At 71.0% G+C, this 19625-nt stretch carries 17 protein-coding genes and 1 tRNA gene; 10 read left to right on the forward strand and 8 right to left on the reverse strand.

The annotated features are described in order from the left end of the window. Positions 1 to 3: 3 nt before the first annotated feature. Positions 4 to 564, reverse strand: a complete 561-nt coding sequence (locus ACFY04_RS38435; RefSeq protein ID WP_389124668.1) for a TetR family transcriptional regulator — start codon at positions 562 to 564, stop codon at positions 4 to 6. 105 nt (positions 565 to 669) lie between these two features. Between ACFY04_RS38435 and ACFY04_RS38440 the strand changes: the two genes are divergently transcribed. Further along, positions 670 to 1821 carry an FAD-dependent oxidoreductase gene (locus tag ACFY04_RS38440; RefSeq protein ID WP_389124671.1) on the forward strand — a complete coding sequence of 384 codons (1152 nt, stop codon included), beginning with the start codon at positions 670 to 672 and terminating at the stop codon, positions 1819 to 1821. Positions 1822 to 1824: 3 nt separating this feature from the next. Here ACFY04_RS38440 and ACFY04_RS38445 read toward each other — a convergent pair whose 3' ends face one another. Then, positions 1825 to 2667: a MurR/RpiR family transcriptional regulator gene (locus ACFY04_RS38445; RefSeq protein WP_389124674.1), complete on the reverse strand. Its 843-nt coding sequence runs from the start codon at positions 2665 to 2667 to the stop codon at positions 1825 to 1827. Between the two features lie 305 nt (positions 2668 to 2972). Between ACFY04_RS38445 and ACFY04_RS38450 the strand changes: the two genes are divergently transcribed. Further along, positions 2973 to 3305, forward strand: coding sequence for a hypothetical protein (locus tag ACFY04_RS38450; RefSeq protein WP_389124677.1), 333 nt, complete (start codon positions 2973 to 2975; stop codon positions 3303 to 3305). Positions 3306 to 3534: 229 nt separating this feature from the next. Beyond that, positions 3535 to 3918: a hypothetical protein gene (locus ACFY04_RS38455; protein WP_389124679.1), complete on the forward strand. Its 384-nt coding sequence runs from the start codon at positions 3535 to 3537 to the stop codon at positions 3916 to 3918. A gap of 430 nt (positions 3919 to 4348) precedes the next feature. On the opposite strand, the gene ACFY04_RS38460 is transcribed toward ACFY04_RS38455, so the two are convergent. Continuing rightward, a complete protein-coding gene (locus ACFY04_RS38460) occupies positions 4349 to 5731 on the reverse strand; it encodes a cystathionine beta-synthase (protein WP_030016498.1) in 1383 nt (460 codons plus the stop codon). Between the two features lie 128 nt (positions 5732 to 5859). On the opposite strand from ACFY04_RS38460, the gene ACFY04_RS38465 reads away from it, so the two are divergent. The 3 genes from ACFY04_RS38465 (at position 5860) to ACFY04_RS38475 (ending at position 9320) form a co-directional block, all read left to right on the forward strand. Then, a complete protein-coding gene (locus ACFY04_RS38465) occupies positions 5860 to 6858 on the forward strand; it encodes an SGNH/GDSL hydrolase family protein (protein ID WP_389124681.1) in 999 nt (332 codons plus the stop codon). A gap of 130 nt (positions 6859 to 6988) precedes the next feature. Next, positions 6989 to 8209 carry an acetyl-CoA C-acetyltransferase gene (locus ACFY04_RS38470; protein ID WP_389124683.1) on the forward strand — a complete coding sequence of 407 codons (1221 nt, stop codon included), beginning with the start codon at positions 6989 to 6991 and terminating at the stop codon, positions 8207 to 8209. A 295-nt stretch (positions 8210 to 8504) separates the two neighbouring features. After that, the gene (locus ACFY04_RS38475; RefSeq protein WP_351158759.1) at positions 8505 to 9320 is read left to right on the forward strand and encodes a hypothetical protein; all 816 of its coding nucleotides are present in this window, start codon (positions 8505 to 8507) and stop codon (positions 9318 to 9320) included. On the opposite strand, the gene ACFY04_RS38480 is transcribed toward ACFY04_RS38475, so the two are convergent. After that, positions 9304 to 9642 carry a hypothetical protein gene (locus ACFY04_RS38480; protein ID WP_389124685.1) on the reverse strand — a complete coding sequence of 113 codons (339 nt, stop codon included), beginning with the start codon at positions 9640 to 9642 and terminating at the stop codon, positions 9304 to 9306. The genes ACFY04_RS38475 and ACFY04_RS38480 overlap by 17 nt on opposite strands. Before the next feature lie 101 nt (positions 9643 to 9743). Here ACFY04_RS38480 and ACFY04_RS38485 point away from each other — a divergent pair, with 101 nt between their 5' ends. Beyond that, positions 9744 to 9974, forward strand: coding sequence for a DUF4287 domain-containing protein (locus tag ACFY04_RS38485; protein ID WP_389124688.1), 231 nt, complete (start codon positions 9744 to 9746; stop codon positions 9972 to 9974). A 120-nt stretch (positions 9975 to 10094) separates the two neighbouring features. On the opposite strand, the gene ACFY04_RS38490 is transcribed toward ACFY04_RS38485, so the two are convergent. Both ACFY04_RS38490 and ACFY04_RS38495 read right to left on the reverse strand, forming a co-directional pair. After that, positions 10095 to 10943, reverse strand: a complete 849-nt coding sequence (locus tag ACFY04_RS38490) for a Bax inhibitor-1/YccA family protein (RefSeq protein WP_389124690.1) — start codon at positions 10941 to 10943, stop codon at positions 10095 to 10097. A 410-nt stretch (positions 10944 to 11353) separates the two neighbouring features. Next, a tRNA-Leu gene (locus tag ACFY04_RS38495) sits at positions 11354 to 11438 on the reverse strand. 408 nt (positions 11439 to 11846) lie between these two features. On the opposite strand from ACFY04_RS38495, the gene ACFY04_RS38500 reads away from it, so the two are divergent. From ACFY04_RS38500 to ACFY04_RS38510, 3 genes are all read left to right on the forward strand, one after another. Continuing rightward, complete coding sequence (locus ACFY04_RS38500; RefSeq protein WP_389124732.1) at positions 11847 to 12611, forward strand: ABC transporter ATP-binding protein; 765 nt, start codon at positions 11847 to 11849, stop codon at positions 12609 to 12611. A 58-nt stretch (positions 12612 to 12669) separates the two neighbouring features. After that, positions 12670 to 15222: an ABC transporter permease gene (locus tag ACFY04_RS38505; RefSeq protein WP_389124692.1), complete on the forward strand. Its 2553-nt coding sequence runs from the start codon at positions 12670 to 12672 to the stop codon at positions 15220 to 15222. Between the two features lie 169 nt (positions 15223 to 15391). Continuing rightward, positions 15392 to 16525 (forward strand): IS30 family transposase, encoded by a 1134-nt coding sequence (locus tag ACFY04_RS38510; protein ID WP_389124694.1) that lies wholly within the window; start codon positions 15392 to 15394, stop codon positions 16523 to 16525. Between the two features lie 74 nt (positions 16526 to 16599). Here the strand turns inward: ACFY04_RS38510 and ACFY04_RS38515 are convergent, their stop codons facing one another. After that, positions 16600 to 18000: a class I SAM-dependent methyltransferase gene (locus ACFY04_RS38515; protein WP_389124696.1), complete on the reverse strand. Its 1401-nt coding sequence runs from the start codon at positions 17998 to 18000 to the stop codon at positions 16600 to 16602. 187 nt (positions 18001 to 18187) lie between these two features. Then, entirely contained in the window at positions 18188 to 19570 is a 1383-nt protein-coding gene (locus ACFY04_RS38520; protein WP_327384983.1) for an NAD(P)/FAD-dependent oxidoreductase, read from the reverse strand. Positions 19571 to 19625: the final 55 nt, after the last annotated feature.

A 19625-nucleotide genomic window follows, 5' to 3' on the forward strand; every position in this document is an offset into this window, starting at 1 on the left:
ACCTCAGCGGGCCGACAGGGTGGCCGACAGGGCCGGGGCCAGGCCCGCGACGAGTTCGTCGGGGGTCAGCGCGGTCACCCCGGGCAGGCGCAGCAGGTAGCGGGTCAGGGCCAGGCCCAGCAGCTGCGCGGAAACCAGGCCCGCCACGGCCGCGGCCCGCTCCGGGCCGATGGCCGACGCCAGCGCCGGGGCGACCTGCGCCGCGAACACCTCCCGCATCCGGGCCGCGGCCTGCTCGTTCGTCACCGCCGAGCGCAGCAGCACCAGGAGGGCGTCGTCGGCCGGATCGCCCTCCCACCGCTCCACGAAGTGGCGTACGAGGGCGGCGGGGAGCTCCCCGGCCGGCACGGCGCCCAGGTCGGGCAGGCGCAGGTCGACCGCGAGGGCGGCGTCGAAGAGATGCTCCTTGCTGCCGAAGTAGCGCATGACCATCGACGGATCGATCTCCGCGTCCGCCGCGACGGCGCGGATGGTGGTGCGCTCGTAGCCCTGCGCGGCGAAGCGCTCCCGGGCCGCCCGCAGGATCGCCGTCTTGGTCAGGTCCGAGGTACGTCGTGCCGTCATGCCAACGAGCGTAGGCCAACAAGCGTTGACATGCCAGCGGGACAGGCGCATTCTCATATCAACAGTTGTTGGCCAACAAGCGTTGGCCCACCGGAGGAGGCTCGTATGACCAGCACCGCCGCCGCACTCCCGACCCGTACGGACGTGGCCGTCGTCGGCGCCGGCCCCACCGGCCTCGCCCTCGCCGTGACCCTGGCGGAGGCCGGCATCGACTTCGTCCTCCTCGACCGGCAGGCCGAGGGCGCCAACACCTCCCGCGCCGCCGTCGTGCACGCCCGCACCCTGGAGGTCCTCGACGAGCTCGACCCGAGCGGCACCCTCTCCGGCGACCTCATCGGCCGCGGCGTCCGCGTCTCCCGGTTCCGGATCCGCGACGGCGCCCGCCCGCTCGCCGCCGTCGACTTCGACGGCCTGCCCACGGCCCACCCGTACGCGCTGATGGTCCCCCAGTACGAGACCGAGGCCGTACTCCTGGAGCGCCTGCGCGCCCTGGGCGGCGATGTCCACCGCCCCTACGAGGTCACCTCCGTCACCCAGGACGCGGACGGGGTCACCCTCACCACCGCCACCGGAGAAACCCTGCGCGCGGCCCACGCCGTCGGCGCCGACGGGATGCACAGCGTGGTCCGCGGGGCCGCCGGCATCGCCTTCGAGGGCAGCGCGTACGGGGAGTCCTTCGTCCTCGCCGACGTGGTCATGGACTGGGCCCCGGGCCCGCACGAGGTCACGCTCGCCTTCGGCGCCGCCGGGCCCACCGTGATCGCCCCGCTGCCCGGAGGGCACTACCGGATCGTCGCCGCCGTCGCCGAGGCCCCCGCCGAGCCGGACCTCGCCTTCGTCCGGGACCTGATGGACGAGCGCGTGCCCGGCCGGGCCGCCGTCCGCGAACTCGTCTGGTCCTCCCGGTTCCGGATCCACCACCGGGTCGCCGACCGCTACCGCGCCGGACGGCTGCTGCTCGCCGGGGACGCGGCCCATGTGCACAGCCCGGCCGGCGGCCAGGGCATGAACACCGGCATCCAGGACGGCTACGCCCTCGGCCGCGCCCTGGCCACCGGGGACCTCGACGGCTACGAGGCCCGGCGGCGCCCCGTCGCCCGGCGCGTGGTGGCCCTCACGCACCGGATGACCCGGGCCGCGACCACCCGGAACCCGGTCCTGCGCGCCGCGCGCAACGCCCTGCTGCCGCTGCTCGCCCGCATCCCGGCGCTGCGCGACCGCCTCGCCACCGAACTGGCGGAGCTCAACTACCGCTGAGGCTCACTCCACGAACAGGCCGCGCGCCGCGGCCCGCGCGTCGAAGGCCTCCAGCCGGGCCTGTGCGTCCGGGAGGGCGTCCGCCATCGACTCCAGCAGCACCCGGCCCAGCAGCATCGGCGCGCACGCCGTGTCGAAGGCCAGCCCGGTGCCGACCTGCGCCGGAATCAGCAGGTCCGAGTGGCCGGCCACGGGGGCGAAGGCCGAGTCGGCGACCGTGACCACGGTGAGGCCGGCCCGCCGTGAGCGTTCCAGCGTGTCCACGACCTCCCGGGGGTGGCGGGGCAGCGCGAAGCAGAGCAGCGCCGTGGCCCCCTCGTAGCGCGCCGCGTCGATGCGGTCCTCCATCGTCGAGCCGCCCTCGTCGAGGAGCCGTACGTCCGGGTGGATCTTCGACGCGAAGTACGCGAACCCGCGCGCCTGGGAGGAAGCCGCCCGCAGCCCGAGCACCAGCAGCGGGGTCGAGGCCGCGAGCAGCCGCCCCGCCTCCTGGACCGGCGCGGGATCGGCGAGCATCGCCGCCAGCTGCCGCAGGTTCTCGATCTCGCCCAGGACGGCCTGCTGGTACTCGTTGTACGAGTCCTCGTGCGCGGCCTCGGGCCGCTCGGCGGGAGCCACCTCGCGCAGGTGGCGGCGGAGCGCGGGATATCCGTCGAAGCCCAGCGCCACGGCGAACCGGGTCACCGAGGGCTGGCTCACCCCGGCCAGTTCGGCGAGCTCGACGCTCGACAGGAAGGGCACCTCCGCCGCCCCGCGCACCATGCAGTGCGCGATCCGCCGCTGGGTCGGCGTCAGCCGGTGCCCCTCGAACAGCTTCTGCAGCCGCGCGGCCGGGCTGTCGCTCATCCCGTCCCCTCCGTCCCGGTGAGATATTCAGTCAGGGAGCACTCTGCATGCGGTTATGCAGCGGGGCAAGCCGTGCCCGCGATCCGGATAGGTGAGGGCCGAAGCTCAGAACGAAAGTGTGAACCCCAGCCTGGTAATGCACTTGCCAGCGTGAACCCCTGAGTGATGGGGTCGCCCTCGGGGGGTGCGCGCGCGTCGCCACGGCGATCAGCGCTGGTCACGGCTCCGCGGGCGGGCGAGGCGTCCGAGTCCCGGGTGGACCGGAAGGCACGCGTGAACCGTGTCCGCCGGCCGAGGCCGCGACCATGACGGGGCTCGGCCTGCGGGGGCTTCTGCGGGTGTGCGGCCTCGGAGTTCCCGAGATCACCGCCGTGATCGTGGACAACGTGTTCAACGAGGCAGTGCCGTCGCGCCACCGGGCGAGCCTGCTGTCGATGATCGCATTCGTGGAGTCGGCGCTCATCGGCATCGGCTATCTCGTCCTCGGCGCGCTCATGGACGGGTTGGGCTCCAGTGTGGGCATGGCCACCTACGCCGCGGTCCCCCTGCCGGCATGTCTCCTGTGGCTCCCGGTGCTCTTCCGAGGGGCACGGGTGACCACCGAGATCGAGAAGCCCGCCGGCCAGAAGGCATCCTGAAACAGGCCGTCTCGAACAACGCCCCTGCCCGATGGCGGGGGCGTTGCTCGTTGACATGTCGCTCCCAGCGGCGACGGAGCCGCGAGCGGCGTGGACGGGCTGGACACGTTGCCGGTCGCCGCCTGCCCGGTGCTGGAGTGGCAGGCCATCGTCCACGACAACAGCGGCGGCTCTCAATAGGGGGGCTAGCCCCAGTGCCGGGGCCCGCCGGGATTCCTACGGTGGGGGCATGGACGCGCACGCCCAAGAGCTGAAGAAGGAATTCGACGCGACGATGGACGCCCGGCGCGAGCTGGGTCCGGAGTACGAGGCCGCGCTCGTGGACTCGTTCGTCGAGAAGGTCGACACGCAGGTCCGGCGCCGGCTCGCGGAGGAGCGCCTGTCCGCGGCCCGCGGTGACGGCCGGGCGCCTTCCGCCGCCCCGGGGGACGGGAACTTCGGCGAACGTTTCGGCTTCGCGATCATCACGCTGGTCCTGGCGATCCCGCTGTCGGCGATCGCCGTCACGCAGGCGCGGCTGCCGGGGCTGATCGTCGCCTGGGCGGGGATCGTCGGCGTGAACTTCCTCCACGCCCGCCGCCTCCGGCCCGGTGGGCCGGACCCGCTGGACTGACGCCCGTACACCGGTGCGGCGCCACTGCGGGGGCTCCGCCCCCGAACCCCCGCGCCTCAAACGCCGGCGGGGCTGGGACGGAAAAGGATTGCGCGGGGACCGCCGCACCCTCGGTCGCCCGAGGGGCGGGACGACGGCGGTCCCCGCGAAGGACACGGCCGGGTCAGGGCCGTCCGCGTCCGTGGCGTACGCGCGGTCCGGGAGCCGCTCCGGAGGTACGCACACGCCGTTCCGTGGTGCCGGCCGGGTTCCGGTCTCCCGGACTCCCCTGCCGACAACCACCACTGTGCCGGAGCCGTGTTAAGCGGGTGCTGCCGTCACGTGTCATGCCCGTACCGTTTGCGCGAAGGCCGTGCCACGGGCCGGGTGCCCGGGGTGGGAGGCGGGCCGTGGGCCCGCGCCCCGCCCCCGCCCCCGGGCGGGCCGCAGGCTACTTCGCGGACTTGGCCAGGAAGGCCAGCAGGTCCTGACGGCTCACCACACCGGTGGGCTTGCCCTCGACCAGCACGATCGCCGCGTCCGCCTCGCCGAGCACCGCCATCAGCTCGGACACCGGCTCGCCGGAGCCGACCTGCGGCAGCGGGGAGCTCATGTGCTTCTCCAGCGGGTCGGTCAGGGAGGCCCGCTGGGCGAACAGCGCCGCCAGGAGCTCCTTCTCGACCACGGAGCCGATGACCTCGGCGGCCATCACGTCCGGGTGACCGGCGCCCGGCTTGACGATCGGCATCTGCGAGACGCCGTACTCGCGCAGGACCTCGATGGCCTCGCCGACGGTCTCCTCGGGGTGCATGTGGACGAGGGAGGGGATGCCGCCCTCCTTGTCGTTCAGCACGTCGCCGATGCGCGCGGCGGGGCCGGCCTCCTCCAGGAAGCCGTGTCCCGCCATCCACTCGTCGCTGAAGATCTTGCTGAGGTAGCCGCGGCCGCTGTCCGGCAGCAGGACGACGACGACGTCGTCCGGGCCGAGGCCCTCGGCGGCCTTGAGCGCGGCGACGACGGCCATGCCGCAGGAGCCGCCGACGAGCAGGCCCTCCTCCTTGGCGAGGCGGCGGGTCATCTGGAAGGAGTCCTTGTCGGACACCGCGATGATCTCGTCGGTGACGTTCGGGTCGTAGGCGGTCGGCCAGAAGTCCTCACCGACGCCCTCGACGAGGTACGGACGCCCGGAGCCGCCGGAGTAGACCGAGCCCTCGGGGTCGGCGCCGATGACCTTGACCTTCCCGCCGCTGACCTCCTTGAGGTAGTTGCCGGTGCCGGAGATCGTGCCGCCGGTGCCGACGCCCGCGACGAAGTGGGTGATCTTCCCGTCCGTCTGGTCCCACAGCTCGGGGCCGGTGGTCTCGTAGTGCGAACGGGGGTTGTTCGGGTTGCTGTACTGGTCGGGCTTCCAAGCGCCGGGCTCGCGCGCGAGGCGGTCGGACACGTTGTAGTACGAGTCCGGGTGCTCGGGGTCGACGGCGGTCGGGCAGACCACGACCTCGGCGCCGTACGCGCGCATCACGTTGATCTTGTCCATGGACACCTTGTCAGGGCAGACGAAGATGCACTTGTAGCCCTTCTGCTGGGCCACGATGGCGAGTCCTACACCCGTGTTGCCGCTGGTCGGCTCCACGATGGTGCCGCCGGGCTTGAGGGCTCCGCTCTGCTCGGCGGCCTCGATCATCCGTACGGCGATCCGGTCCTTCACGGATCCACCGGGATTGAAGTACTCGACCTTCGCAAGGACGGTGGCCTGCAGGCCTTCGGTCACACGGTTGAGCTTCACCAGCGGGGTATTGCCGACGAGGCTGATCATCGAGTCGTGGAATTGCACCATGTTCTCCAAGGAGGGGACTCCACGGGTTCTCCGGGAGGTCCGGCCAGAGTATGCGGAAAGGGATTGGCCGACCGTCCGTACGGGGCAGGTAGGGGTCAATGAGGACCGAGGAGGTGGCCTGAAGGATGTCCAGGGCGAGAACAGCCCGCCGGATCGCGGCGGGGGCAGCGTACGGCGGAGGCGGACTCGGACTGGTCGGGGCCGCCGCGGTCGGGCTGGTGGTCGCCGAGATGCAGTTCGCCCGGCGTGCGGTGGGCTCCGGGCTGCCGGAGCCACCGCGTGCCGACGGGCTGTACGGGAGCGAATTCGGCGGGCCGGAGCTGAGTCCGGGCCCGCTGCGCCTGGGCATGCTGGGTGACTCCACGGCCGCGGGACTGGGCGTACGGCGGGCCCGGCAGACTCCGGCGGCCCTGATGGCCTCCGGTCTGGCGGCGGTGGCCGAGCGGCCGGTGGAGCTGCGCAACGTGGCCCTGTCGGGTGCCATGTCGGACGACCTGGACCGGCAGGTCGGCCTGCTGCTGGACGGGGACCGGCCGGCCCCGGACGTCTGCGTGATCATGATCGGCGCGAACGACGTGACCCACCGGATGCCGCCGACCCAGTCGGTGCGGCTGCTCACCTCGGCCGTGCGCAGGCTGCGCCTGGCCGGCTCCGAGGTCGTCGTGGGCACCTGCCCGGACCTGGGCACGATCGAGCCGGTCTACCAGCCGCTGCGCTGGCTGGCGCGCCGGGTCTCGCGCCAGCTGGCCGCCGCGCAGACCATAGGAGTGGTCGCGCTGGGCGCCCGTACGGTCTCCATGGGGGACCTGCTGGGCCCGGAGTTCGCCGCGAACCCGCGCGAGATGTTCGGCCCGGACTCCTACCACCCGTCGGCCGAGGGGTACGCGACCGCCGCCATGGCCGTGCTGCCGACCCTGTGCGCGACACTGGGCCTGTGGCCGGAGTCCGACCGGCTGGACGTGTCCCGGGACGAGGACATGCTGCCGGTGGCGAAGGCCGCGTCGGCCGCGGCGGGCCAGGCGGGTACGGAGGTCACGGCCGCCCGCGGCCCCTGGGTGCTGCTCAAGCACCGCCGGCGGCGGCGGGTGCCGGCCACGGACCCGGCCCAGCCGGTGGAGTCCTGAGAGCCTACGGGCGGCGCCCCGCGGGCGAGTGCGGCCCGTGTCACACGCCCCGGCCGGTGACCTGGACCGTACGGGGCGGTAACTTCGCTTGCGGTCCCGCTCAGAGCCGCAACACACCCTTGGAGTCCCGATGCCCGAAGCCGTCATCGTTTCCACCGCCCGCTCCCCCATCGGGCGCGCCTTCAAGGGGTCCCTCAAGGACGTGCGGCCGGACGATCTGACCGCGACGATCATCCAGGCCGCCCTGGCCAAGGTCCCCGGCCTGGACCCGCGCGAGATCGACGACCTGATGCTGGGCTGCGGCCTGCCGGGCGGCGAGCAGGGCAACAACCTGGCCCGCATCGTGGCCGTGCAGATGGGCATGGACTTCCTGCCCGGCACCACCATCACCCGCTACTGCTCCTCCTCGCTGCAGACCTCCCGGATGGCCCTGCACGCCATCAAGGCGGGCGAGGGTGACGTCTTCATCTCGGCCGGCGTCGAGATGGTGTCGCGGTTCGCCAAGGGCAACTCGGACTCCTGGCCCGACACCCACAACCCGCGCTTCGCCGAGGCCGAGGCCCGTACGGCGGCCGTCGCCGAGTCGACCGGCTCCGGCTGGCACGACCCGCGCGAGGACGGCCTGGTCCCGGACGCGTACATCGCGATGGGCCAGACCGCCGAGAACCTGGCCCGCATCAAGGGCGTGACCCGTCAGGACATGGACGAGTTCGGCGTCCGCTCGCAGAACCTCGCGGAAGAGGCCGTCAAGAACGGCTTCTGGGCCCGCGAGATCACCCCGGTCACCACCCCGGACGGCACGGTCGTCTCCGGGGACGACGGCCCGCGCGCCGGCGTGACCCTGGAGGGCGTGCAGGGCCTCAAGCCCGTCTTCCGCCCCGACGGCCTGGTCACGGCCGCCAACTGCTGCCCGCTCAACGACGGCGCCGCGGCGCTGGTCATCATGAGTGACACCAAGGCCCGCGAGCTGGGCCTGACCCCGCTGGCCCGGATCGTCTCCACCGGTGTCACCGGCCTCTCCCCCGAGATCATGGGCCTGGGCCCGGTCGAGGCGTCGAAGCAAGCCCTGAAGCGGGCCGGCCTCACGGTCGGCGACATCGACCTCTTCGAGATCAACGAGGCCTTCGCGGCCCAGGTCATCCCGTCGTACCGGGACCTGGAGATCCCTCTGGAGAAGCTGAACGTCAACGGCGGAGCCATCGCCGTCGGTCACCCCTTCGGGATGACCGGTGCGCGCATCACCGGCACTCTGATCAACAGCCTGCAGTTCCACGACAAGCAGTTCGGTCTCGAGACGATGTGTGTCGGCGGTGGCCAGGGCATGGCCATGGTCATCGAGCGTCTGAGCTAACTGGATCAAGAGTGGGCCCCAGGCGCCGCAAGGGATCCGGCCGGATCCCTTGCGGCGTACTGACGCCGGATCTAACCCGGTCGCGGCCGACCTGTGACCAAATTTCCCCCAGGATGTGACCTATCTCCTGGGGGATCGATGTTTACGCAGGTCAGAGCTGGTACGGGTGCGGCGTGTGTGACCAAAGCCCTGTCCATTTCGTGACGTAATGCACTGCACGCCATTCCCAGGTCGGGACACTCTGATGTAGGAAGTCGGGGGATCGAATCACCTCAGGAGTTAGTCAGTGAGCGCCATGTCTCTTGCCCTGCTGCTGACCACGGCCGCTGCCACCGCCGTGGGCGCTGCTGCGCTGCACGCCGTCCACGGTCTGCGCAAGCAGGTCACCGCCCTGCGCACCGAGCTGGCGGTGCCGGTGCACCCCCGCGGTGCGACCGTCCCGCACGCCCGCAGCGCCGTGGAGTCCCCCGCCGCGGAGATACGAGCCGCCGTGGCCGAGGCCCTCGCCGAAGAGCGCGAGCGCGAGCTCGCCGAGGCGCGGGCCTTCTGGGCCGCGCAGGAGGCCCGTGACGCCGCCGACGCTCCTTCGCTGCTGGGCGGTCTGCCCGGGCTCGGCGAGGACAGCCCGGTCTTCCTGCCCCGGCAGGCCGACCTGGTGGGGCTGGAGCCCGTACTCGGCGAGGAGATCCTCGACGAGCTCCCCGGGTACCCCGAGGATTCGGCCGAGCTGGCCGCCGCGCGCCGGCGCCACCCCTCGCACCCCGACTTCGTACCGGTGCAGGCCTCGCACCCCGGCGCCGACCACGAGCGCACCGTGAACCGCCTGGAGGAGCTCGCGGAGGCCCGTACGGCCCTCGCGGACGTCCGCCCGGGCCCGCTCGGCACGCTCGACGTGTACGTCTTCACCGACGGCACGACGCTGTGCATGACCCCGGGGCACCGGGAGACCGCGGAGCGCCTCGCCGAGGCCCTGCGCTCGGGCACCGCGCCGGTCCTGCTGGGCGGCTCGGGCATCTCCGGCGCCTACGCGCTGACCTTCTCCTGCGGTGACGCCGAGGACCCCGACAGCAACGTCTACATCCTCGCGGACCGCGTCATCGCATCGCTCTGATCTCCGCCTGCTCCACCAGCCGCACGGCCTCGTCCAGCACCTCGGACGGGGCCTTCGCGCTGTCCGGGGCCGCGGCGCGCAGTGCTTCGGCGAGGTCCAGCCCGGTCACCGCCACCTGATCGCCGACCACGAAGATGCCGGCGTCCGGCACCTCCTTCGGACCCTGCCCTGGCGTCTCGATCCGCTGGGCCCGTACGGAGAGTTCGCGGGCCAGGTCCAGCGCCGCGGCGGCGGCGCCCTGCTGCAGGCGGCTCTGCGGCGCGGCCCGCAGCCGGTCGGCGAAGCGTTCCACGACGGCGGTCAGGGGCGAAGTATCAAGCACCTGGCCGACCTTACGCGCCGCCCGGGCACCATTGCCAACGGGCGAACTCTCCGGCACGGTGGCGTGAAGAGAACAGCACGGCGATACCTCCGGAGGCGCCCATGTCCGTAGAGTTCTCCGAGCGGACACACCGCAACATGATCGACAGAATCCCCCAGACCACCGGTCGTGAAGTCTCCGACTGGCTCCGCACCGTGGACGACGGCCCCTCACTCGTCCGGTTCGAGGAGAAGGTCAGCTGGCTGCGCGGCGCGCACGAGCTGTCGTACGGCCAGGCCAAGGCGATCATCCACGAGTACGACCTGCGCAGAGCCGCACGCCGGTTCGGCTGAGCCCCCTCCCCCGATACCCGACCGTTCCCGCACCCTGGATGCGGGAAGGCCCCGCGAGCGGTGTGCTCGCGGGGCCTTCCCCATGCCGTGCGCAGGCCGGTGGCCGGCCTGCGGGTCCTGCTAGTCGTCGCCCGAGAGGATCGAGAAGATGCGCAGCATCTCGACGTAGATCCAGACCAGGGTCATGGTGAGGGCGAAGGCCGCCAGCCAGGCCTCCTCGCGCGGGGCACCGTAGGCGATGCCGTCCTCGACCTGCTTGAAGTCGAGGGCGAGGAAGCAGGCGCCGAGGATGACGCCGATGGCGCCGAACAGCAGGCCGAGGCCGCCGCTGCGGAAGCCGAGGCCGTCGCCGCCGCCGAAGACCGCGAACAGCGAGTTCACGAGCATCAGCAGGATGAAGCCCAGCGTCGCCGCCATCACGAAGCCGTAGAAGCGGCGGGTGACGCGGATCCAGCGCATCTTGTACGCGAAGAGCACGGCGGCGAAGACGCACATCGTGCCCATCACGGCCTGCATGACCACGCCGGGGCCGAGGTACGTGCTGACGGCCGCGCTGATGACGCCGAGGAAGACACCCTCGAACGCCGCGTAGGCCAGGATCAGGCCCGGGACGGGCTTGCTCTTGAAGGACTGGATCATCGCGAAGACGAAGGCGATGAGGCCCGCGCCGATGGCGATGCCGTAGGACATGCCGAGGTTGTCCGGGTCGACCGGCAGCGCCATCCAGGCAAGGGTCGCCGTCACGATGAGCGTGCCGAGCGTCATGGCCGAACGGCTCACGACGTCGTCCATGGTCATCACGTTGGCGCGGGCCGGGGCCTGGGGCATGCCGGTGGTCGGGTCGGCCGCGTACGGGTTCGTCGCGTACGGGTTGGTCCCGGCCTGCTGCGGCTGCGCGTCAAAGCCCGCGTAGCCACCGTTGTCGCGGCTGAACCCCCGTCGCGAGAAGACCGGGTTACTGCTCCTCATCTCACTCCTCCGTGGCCACCGAGCGCGGCCTTGCATCAAGAGTAATGCGCTCGCAAAAAAAGCACCCTACTGCTGGAGGAGGATCTTAGGAGAGGCCACGACGGAGCGCAGTAAATAAAGGGGGAGCCTCGCGAAAGACCCCCGTACGCCGACATACCGGACCGGCGCGGCGGGGACGGCCCGGTTCCGGTCACGCCCCGGGGCGTGTGCCCGGCCGCGGCGTACCCCTCGCCCTTCACCCGGCCCGGCGGCCGGACGGATCCGCGCCTCGTTGACGTCGTCACGGAAGACTTCGGCTTTTCCGTTCGCGGGAGGCGCTCGCGGCGCGCGTGTTCCCCCGTGTTCCCACTCCCCGGGGACGGTCAAGTCCCAGGAAGGCCGGTCCTGCAGGCCGGGCGCCGTGCCATTGATGGTGCCCGGAGCCGGACTTGAACCGGCACGGCCCGAAGGCCAGCGAGGTTTAAGCTCGCCGTGTCTGCATTCCACCATCCGGGCAAGGCGTGGCGGCCCCCGTGAAAAAGCCTTGAACGCTGACCCGAGCCTATCCGGATCGCTCCCCCTGCCAACCTGCGAACTTTCCGATGTTGTCTGATTTTATTGGCGCTTGAGGGTTCGTCAGACCCGAGAATGCACGGTCGGCCCGTTCTGGACGTCGATCATCACCTGTACGGGAATGACGGGATTTCGATGGCCCACGCCACCCCCCGCGCCACCCTCCCCGCCACCCCGGGCCACCGCCCGCCGATGGCGCTTCTGTCATACCAGAGGAGGACCCGCGCCCGCCCGCCGTCAGACTCCAGCGGGGCGAGGAACAGGCACGGCGGCTGATCCGGAGCGGGGGTACCCGCGGCGAGGATGGAAACGTCCCCGCACCGCAGACCGAGGAGCCGTCCCGTGACCACCATGAACTACGCCCCGCACACCGCCCAGGCCGTGGCCGCCCGCGCCACCGGCCTCTCCAAGGTGTACGGCCAGGGCGAGACCCAGGTGGTCGCCCTCAAGAACGTCACGGTGGACTTCACGCAGGGGCAGTTCACCGCGATCATGGGCCCCTCGGGCTCCGGCAAGTCCACGCTGATGCACTGCGTCGCGGGCCTGGACACCTTCTCCGAGGGCTCCGTCCGCATCGGCGACACCGAGCTGGGCAGCCTCAAGGACAAGCAGCTCACCCAGCTCCGCCGGGACAAGATCGGCTTCATCTTCCAGGCCTTCAACCTGCTGCCGACCCTGACGGCCCTGGAGAACATCACGCTCCCCATGGACATCGCCGGCCGCAAGCCCGACAAGCAGTGGCTGGACTCCGTGATCGACATGGTCGGCCTCTCGGGCCGCCTCTCCCACCGCCCCACCCAGCTCTCCGGCGGCCAGCAGCAGCGCGTGGCCGTGGCTCGCGCCCTGGCCTCCCGCCCCGAGATCATCTTCGGTGACGAGCCCACTGGAAACCTCGACTCCCGCTCCGGCGCCGAGGTCCTCGGCTTCCTGCGCAACTCGGTGCGCGAGCTCGGCCAGACCGTGGTGATGGTCACCCATGACCCGGTCGCCGCCTCCTACGCGGACCGCGTCATCTTCCTCGCCGACGGCGAGATCGTCCACGAGATGCACAGCCCCACCGCCGACGGCGTGCTGGACCGGATGAAGTCCTTCGACGCCAAGGGCCGCACCAGCTGACCCGGGATCTCCTCCCCGACCCTCCTCCAGACTTCCAGCCCCAGGACTGAGATCCCCCATGTTCCGTACAGCCCTGCGCAACGTCCTCGCGCACAAGGCCCGACTGCTGATGACGGTGCTCGCCGTCACCCTCGGCGTCGCCTTCGTCTCCGGCACCCTCGTCTTCACCGACACCCTCAAGAAGTCCCTCTCCGGCCAGTCCGCCAAGGACTACGCGGGCGTGGCCGTCTCCGTCACCTCGTACGGCCAGGGCCGCAACGAGAACGGCGAGAAGGAGGGCGAGCCCGGCCTGAGCCAGGCCACCCTCGACAAGGTCAAGGCGCTCCCGGGCGTCGCGACCGTCTCCGGACGCGTCACGGGCTTCGCCGGTGTCGGCGACGAGAACGGCAAGCTGATCGGCGCCGGCTGGTCCAACCAGGGTGCCAACTACACGCCCGTCAAGGACGGCAAGGACCCGCGCTACACCTTCGTCCAGGGCGCCGGGCCGGCCAAGGCCGACGAGGTCGCGCTCGACAAGGCGACCGCGGACACGGGCAAGTACAAGGTCGGTGACAAGGTCCGCGTCGCCACCAACGGCCCGGTCAAGGAGTACTCCCTCGCCGGTGTCTTCACCATCGAGGACGGCGCCGTGCAGGCCGGCGGCAGCCTGGTGCTCTTCGAGACCAAGGTCGCCCAGGAGCTCTACCTCAAGCCCGGCTACTTCATGGAGATGTCGGTCGCGGCCAAGGACGGCACCTCCGCCGACAAGCTGCTCGCCGACATCAAGCTGCTGGTCCCCAGCAAGCACACCACGGCGAAGACGGGCGCCGAGCTGGCCAAAAAGCAGGCCAAGGACATCGAGGAGGGCCTCAGTCAGCTGAGCACCATGCTGCTCATCTTCGCCGGTATCTCGCTCTTCGTCGGCATCTTCCTGATCTACAACACCTTCACCATGCTGGTCACCCAGCGCACCAAGGAGCTGGCCCTGCTGCGCGCCGTCGGCGCCAACCGCGGCCAGGTCATGCGCTCGGTGCTCGCCGAGGCCCTGGTCGTCGGCGCCCTGTCCGCCGTCGTCGGCCTGCTCAGCGGTATCGGCCTGGCGGTCGCCATACGCTCCGTCCTCGGCTCCTTCGGCGCCAAGCTCCCGGGCGGCGACCTCGTGATCGCCCCGGGCACGATCACCGCGGCCCTGGTCATCGGCATCCTGGTCACCACGGTCGCCGCGGTGCTGCCGGCCTGGCGCACCGGCCGCATCGCCCCGGTCGCGGCCATGGGCAGCGCCCACCTGCCGGCCACCGCGAAGTCCCTGGTCGTGCGCAACGTCATCGGCTCGATCATCAGCGTCCTCGGCATCGGCCTGGTCCTGCTCGGCGTGTCCACGGGCGGCAACAGCGGCCGTATGACCATCGGCGCGGGCGCGTTCTTCATGCTCATCGGCATGATCGTGCTGCTGCCGCTGCTCTCCAAGCCGGTCATCGGCGCCGTCCGCCCGCTGCTGCAGAAGGTGTTCGGCATCCCGGGCAAGCTGGCCTCCCAGAACGCCGTCCGCAACCCGCGCCGCACCGCCGTCACCGCCGCCTCCCTGGCGATCGGCCTGACCCTGGTCACCACCCTGTCGGTGCTCGGCATCACCGTCGGCAAGGTCGTCGACCGGATGAGCACCGAGAAGCTCAAGGCCGACTACAAGCTCTCCATGGCCGGCGGCATGGGCTACCTCGACAAGTCGGTGAGCGAGACCCTGGCCAAGACCCCCGGCATCAAGGCCGTCTCCCCGCAGACGGCCGGCTACTTCATGGTCGACGACGACTTCGGGGCCGCCTCCGGCGTCAACCCGGCCGGCATCGGCCAGCTGCTGAACATCGAGACCGTCAGCGGCTCGGTGGACTCCCTCGGCAAGGGCGAGGTCCTGGTCGCCGAGAAGACCGCGAAGAGCCGGAAGCTCGACACCGGCTCCACGATCAAGGTGAAGTTCGAGGACGGCCAGGAGAGCACCCTCAAGGTCGGCGCGGTCTACAAGGACATGCAGGGCCTGCTCTCCCCGTACGTCCTCGACGACAAGATCCTCTCCCAGCACAGTGAGGAGAGCGCCGTCAGCGAGGTGTACGTCAACGTCGAGGGCGGGTCGTCCAAGGCCGGCCAGCAGAAGGTCGTCGACGCCCTGGGCAAGAACCCGGCCATCAACGTCGCCACCCGGCAGGACATGCGCAACGAGATGGGCGGCCAGATCAACCTGATGCTGAACATCATGTACGGCCTGCTCGGCATGGCTCTGATCATCTCGGTGCTCGGTGTGGTCAACACGCTGGCGATGTCCGTCTTCGAGCGGACCCAGGAGATCGGCATGCTGCGGGCGATCGGTCTCGACCGGGGCCGGGTCAAGAACATGATTCGCCTGGAGGCCGTGGCCATCTCGCTCTTCGGAGCGGTCCTGGGCGTCGCCATCGGCGTCTTCCTCGCCTGGGCCGTCGGCAGCACGATCGCGAAGTCCATGCCGAACTACGAACTGATCCTCCCCTGGGACCGGATCGGCATCTTCCTCCTGCTGGCCGCCGTGGTCGGTGTCCTGGCCGCCATGTGGCCGGCCCGCAGCGCCGCCCGCCTGAACATGCTGACCGCCATCAAGACGGAGTAGCACCCGCGGCAGCGGCACAGGACGCGGAAGGGCCCCAGGCAACCCTGAGTTCTAGTGGTCGTCGCAACACCCCAGCTCAGGGGATGCGATGGACTTCGAGATCCGTGGGGATCGAACAGCTCAGGGGCCCAGGAAGCTGAGCCGAGAGCGCGAGGCATACTCACGGCTCATGGATCAAGGGCTCAGCAACCGTGAAGCGTGCCGGATCGTGGGCGTCGATCCACGTACCGGCAGGAAGTGGCTACACGGACGCAGCGCCGACAGCAGGCAGAGGGCGGCACCACCCATCAGCAGGGTGGTGCCGCCCTCGGGCCTGTCTCGGTACCTTTCCCAGACCGACCGCATCCACATAGCCGACCGGCTCCGGGAGAAGGCCACGGTCCGGTCCATCGCCGCCGAGCTGGGCCGCAGCCCCTCCACCGTCAGCCGAGAGATCCGACGGAACCGGCACCCCGACAGCCGCGACTACCGGCCGCACGCCGCCCAGGCCCGCGCCGACGCCCGCAGGCCGCGTCCCAAGGTCGGGAAGATCGGCCAGAACCCCGAACTGCGGGACTTCATTCAGAACCACCTCGCCCTTCGGTGGAGCCCCGAACAGATCTGCAACTCTCTGCGAAAGCGGTTTCCCGACCGGCCGGAGATGCACGTGACCCACGAGACGGTCTACCAAGCCCTCTACGTCCAAGGCCGCGGTGAACTCCGCCGTGAACTGGCCCGGGCCCTGCGGAGCGGACGCGCCCGCCGGCGCCCGCACCGGCAGGCCCACACACGACGGCCCCGGGCAGTGCAGAACATGGTCATGATCAGCGACCGGCCGGCCGAGGTCTCAGACCGCGCCGTTCCAGGTCACTGGGAGGGGGACCTCATCATCGGCAAGGACCACAAGTCGGCGATCGGCACCCTCGTCGAACGCACCACCCGCTACGTGATGCTGGTCCACCTGCCTACTGGATACAGCGCGGACAACACCCGCGACGCCCTGATCGAGACCGTGAAGACGCTTCCTCCGCACCTGCTGCGGTCCCTCACCTGGGACCAGGGAGCCGAGATGGCTGCCTACCGCGCCTTCAGCCTCGCCACCGACATCCCGGTCTACTTCTGCAATCCCGCCAGCCCCTGGCAACGCGGCTCCAACGAGAACACCAACGGCCTGCTCAGGCAGTACTTCCCCAAGGCCACCGACCTGTCTCCCCACAGCCGACAGGACCTGGACGCCGTGGCCGCCGAACTCAACAGCCGCCCACGCAAGACGCTCGGCTGGGAAACCCCAGCCGAGCGTCTGTCTAAACTGCTCGCGGCCTAGTCAACCGACCACGTGTTGCAACGACCCCTCGAATTCGCCAACGCCTGGGGCCCTTCCGCGTTCCCGTGATGCTGCTAGACCGTTTCTGCGTCCCACGTGCGCAGCCGCAGCGGCAGCCGGGCATCCCCGGACGCGGTGGGCCGCACCGCGAGCACCTGGTTGACGCCGAGCCGGCCCCGCTCGAAGCCGAGCGCGCAGGCCGCCATGTAGAGCTGCCAGACCCGGGCCCGCCCGGGCGAGGTCAGCCGGACCGCCTCCGCCCAGTGCTCCTCCAGCCGGGCCACCCAGGCCCGCAGGGTCAGCCCGTAGTGCTCGCGCAGCGCCTCCACGTCGCGGACCTCGAAGCCGGCCCGCTCCAGTTCGCCGACGGTGGTGCCGAGCGGGGAGAGCTCGCCGTCGGGGAAGACGTAGGCGTCGATGAACTCGTCGATCCGGTACGCCTCCTCGTCCGGCTCCGGCGGACGGGCGATCTGGTGGTTCAGCAGCCGCCCGCCGGGGCGCAGCAGGGCGTGCAGGGTGCGGGCGTAGTCCCGGTAGCGGTCGGCCCCGACGTGTTCGGCCATCCCGATGGAGGAAATGGCCTCGTACGGCCCGTCCTTGACGTCCCGGTAGTCCTGGATCCGGATGTCCACCAGGTCGGTCAGTCCCCCGTCCGCGACCCGTTTACGGGCGTACACGGCCTGCTCGCGGGAGAGCGTGACGCCGGTGACCCGGACGCCGTACTCGCGGGCGGCGTGCAGCGCCATGGAGCCCCAGCCGCAGCCGACGTCGAGCAGCCGGTCCCCGGGCCGCAGGGCGAGCTTGCGGCAGACCAGGTCGAGCTTGTCGTGCTGGGCCTGCTCCAGGGTGGAGCCGGGGCTCCAGTAGGCGCAGGAGTACACCATCGAGGGGCCGAGGACCCGTTCGTAGAAGTCGTTGCCGACGTCGTAGTGGTGGCTGACGGCCCGGCGGTCGCGGCCCTTGCTGTGGAGTGCTCCGCCCCGCCGGTCCGCCTCCTCGGCGGGGGGCGGGGGCGGCGGCAGCGGTCCGGCGAGGGCGATCAGCTCGCGCGCGGCGGCCCGGTGGGCGGCGTCGCGCCACCTCGCCCCCGGCAGGTCGGAGAGCGCGGGGAGCCCGGCGCGGCGCGCGAGGTTCCCCAGGGCCGCGAGCGGCCCGGGCCCGGTCTGGGCCGTGGAGACGGCGGGGCCGACGGGCGGCAGGTCCGGCCCGCGTTCCCACAGCAGGCCCGCCACCCGGTCCAGCAGATCGAACAGATTGCCTTCGACCGTCAGTTCGCCCGCCACCCAGGCGCGGGCCAGCCCCAGCTCGCCGGGCCTCCACAGCATCCGCCGCACGGCGCGGCGGTCGTGGATGACGAGCACGGGGCCGTCGGGCGGGCCGGCCTCGCTGCCGTCCCAGGCCCGCACGCGCACCGGCAGCGGGGCACCCAGCAGGGTCTCGGCAACAACGGCGAGCCGCGGCGCGGCGTCGGTCATGGCGCACCTCCACAAAAGCTCCGACCCCTCCGTCTACCCATCCCGGGCCCCTGGTACGCCGAAGGGGCCGCCCGCACCACGGATGGCGGGCGGCCCCTTCGGGGTCGTACAGGTCCTACGGGTCGTACAGGTGGAGCAGATGGAGCAAGTGAGGCAGGTGCAGCTCGGGTCCTGCCGGTCACACGGGTCAGGCCTTGGCCTTCGCGGCCGGGGCAGCGGCGGCGGCCGGAGCCGGCGCCGGCTTGGCGGCCTCGTAGAACTCCTCGCGGGGGGTCTCCAGCGCACCGAGGGAGACGACCTCGCGCTTGAGGAACATCGCGAGGGTCCAGTCGGCGAAGACGCGGATCTTGCGGTTCCAGGTCGGCATGGCCATGCCGTGGTAGCCACGGTGCATGTACCAGGCCAGCCGGCCCTTGAGCTTGATCTTCGTCTTGCCCATGACGATCATCGCGACGCCCTTGTGGAGGCCGAGGCCTGCCACCGCACCCTTGTTGGAGTGCGAGTACGGGTGCTGCGGGAAGCCGCGCATGCCCGAGATGACGTTGTCGCCGAGGACCTTGGCCTGACGCAGCGCGTGCTGGGCGTTCGGCGGGCACCAGGCGTTCTCGACGCCGGCCTTGCGGGCGGCCACGTCAGGGACCTGGGCGTTGTCGCCCGCGGCCCAGATGTAGTCCGTGCCCGTGACCTGGAGGGTCGGCTGGGCGTCCACGTGGCCGCGGGGGCCCAGCGGCAGGCCGTAGCGGGCCAGGGCCGGGTTCGGCTTGACGCCGGCGGTCCACACGATGGTGTTGGAGTCGACCTCGAGGCCGTTCTTCAGCACCACGTGGCCGTCCACGCAGGAGTCCATGGAGGTGCTGAGGTAGATCTCGATGCCGCGGGACTCGAGGTGCTCCTTGCCCCAGGTGCCGAGCTTGGGCCCGACCTCGGGAAGGATCTTGTCGGCCGCGTCGACCAGGATGAAGCGCATGTCCTCGCGCTTGATCGTGGAGTAGTACTTCGCGGCGTCCCGGGCCATGTCCTCGACCTCACCGATGGTCTCCGCACCGGCGAAGCCGCCGCCGACGAAGACGAAGGTGAGGGCCTTGCGGCGGACGTTCTCGTCCGTCGTGGACTCGGCCTTGTCGAGCTGCTCGAGAACGTGGTTGCGCAGGCCGATGCCCTCTTCGACGCCCTTCATGCCGATGCCCTGTTCGGCGAGGCCGGGGATCGGGAAGGTGCGGGAGACAGCGCCGAGCGCGATCACCAGGTAGTCGAAGGGCAGCTCGTACGCCTCGCCGACGAGCGGCGTGACGACGGCGACCTTGCGGTCCTGGTCGATGCTGGTGACCCGGCCGGTGAGAACCTCTGCCTTGGGCAGCACGCGTCGCAGCGGGACGACGACGTGCCGAGGCGAGATGCTGCCTGCGGCCACTTCAGGGAGGAAGGGCTGGTAGGTCATGTACGAGCGCGGGTCGACGACCGTGACGGTCGCCTCGCCGTAGCGCATCTTCTTCATGATGCGCTTGGCTGCGTACAGGCCTACGTACCCACCTCCTACAACGAGGATCCTGGGACGCTCCGTGGTGCTCATGGAACGAGTATCCAGCACCCAAAGGGGTGTCGCTCGTGAGCCCCTTCACAAGGAC

Source organism: Streptomyces sp. NPDC001549, from assembly GCF_042894025.1.
Classification (GTDB): Bacteria; Actinomycetota; Actinomycetes; order Streptomycetales; family Streptomycetaceae; genus Streptomyces; species Streptomyces kutzneri.

Excerpts from the sequence above, each read along its gene's own strand:
- ACFY04_RS38435 (WP_389124668.1), bottom strand. The coding sequence starts at position 564 with ATGACGGCACGACGTACCTCGGACCTGACCAAGACGGCGATCCTGCGG.
- ACFY04_RS38465 (WP_389124681.1), top strand. The coding sequence starts at position 5,860 with ATGTCCAGGGCGAGAACAGCCCGCCGGATCGCGGCGGGGGCAGCGTAC.
- ACFY04_RS38455 (WP_389124679.1), top strand. The coding sequence starts at position 3,535 with ATGGACGCGCACGCCCAAGAGCTGAAGAAGGAATTCGACGCGACGATG.
- ACFY04_RS38515 (WP_389124696.1), bottom strand. The coding sequence starts at position 18,000 with ATGACCGACGCCGCGCCGCGGCTCGCCGTTGTTGCCGAGACCCTGCTG.
- ACFY04_RS38445 (WP_389124674.1), bottom strand. The coding sequence starts at position 2,667 with ATGAGCGACAGCCCGGCCGCGCGGCTGCAGAAGCTGTTCGAGGGGCAC.
- ACFY04_RS38505 (WP_389124692.1), top strand. The coding sequence starts at position 12,670 with ATGTTCCGTACAGCCCTGCGCAACGTCCTCGCGCACAAGGCCCGACTG.
- ACFY04_RS38475 (WP_351158759.1), top strand. The coding sequence starts at position 8,505 with ATGTCTCTTGCCCTGCTGCTGACCACGGCCGCTGCCACCGCCGTGGGC.
- ACFY04_RS38500 (WP_389124732.1), top strand. The coding sequence starts at position 11,847 with ATGAACTACGCCCCGCACACCGCCCAGGCCGTGGCCGCCCGCGCCACC.
- ACFY04_RS38510 (WP_389124694.1), top strand. The coding sequence starts at position 15,392 with ATGGATCAAGGGCTCAGCAACCGTGAAGCGTGCCGGATCGTGGGCGTC.
- ACFY04_RS38450 (WP_389124677.1), top strand. The coding sequence starts at position 2,973 with ATGACGGGGCTCGGCCTGCGGGGGCTTCTGCGGGTGTGCGGCCTCGGA.
- ACFY04_RS38470 (WP_389124683.1), top strand. The coding sequence starts at position 6,989 with ATGCCCGAAGCCGTCATCGTTTCCACCGCCCGCTCCCCCATCGGGCGC.
- ACFY04_RS38440 (WP_389124671.1), top strand. The coding sequence starts at position 670 with ATGACCAGCACCGCCGCCGCACTCCCGACCCGTACGGACGTGGCCGTC.
- ACFY04_RS38490 (WP_389124690.1), bottom strand. The coding sequence starts at position 10,943 with ATGAGGAGCAGTAACCCGGTCTTCTCGCGACGGGGGTTCAGCCGCGAC.
- ACFY04_RS38520 (WP_327384983.1), bottom strand. The coding sequence starts at position 19,570 with ATGAGCACCACGGAGCGTCCCAGGATCCTCGTTGTAGGAGGTGGGTAC.
- ACFY04_RS38485 (WP_389124688.1), top strand. The coding sequence starts at position 9,744 with ATGTCCGTAGAGTTCTCCGAGCGGACACACCGCAACATGATCGACAGA.